We start from the raw sequence: 263 nt of genomic DNA, 5'->3' as shown, positions 1-263 counted from the left end.
GTGCCGGAAACTCCGACAATATCGCCGATATCCAGTAACGGCCAGATCTCGCTTTCTTTCTGTTTGGGCTTGGCCAGATAAAACTGGATGGCGCCGCTGCTGTCCTGAATGCCAACAAAAGGGCCGCCACGACGCATCACACGACCAGCCACCACGACCGGGTGCTTCTCTTCCGCCAGCGTTGCCTTGTCCTTGTCGCCGTGTTCCGCCTTCAGGTCACCGGCCAGGTGTTTACGTCTGAAGTCGTTTGGATGGCCATTAGC

General features: G+C 57.4%; 1 protein-coding gene. It reads right to left on the bottom strand.

Going from position 1 to position 263, the window contains the following annotated elements; all coding sequences use genetic code 11:
• Positions 1 to 263: OB-fold nucleic acid binding domain-containing protein (locus tag Q4563_RS20465; protein WP_336623068.1), on the bottom strand; the 263-nt coding region annotated here is incomplete at both ends.

The organism is Gilvimarinus sp. 1_MG-2023 (assembly GCF_030548285.1).
This window is presented reverse-complemented; position numbering and strand designations above follow the sequence as displayed.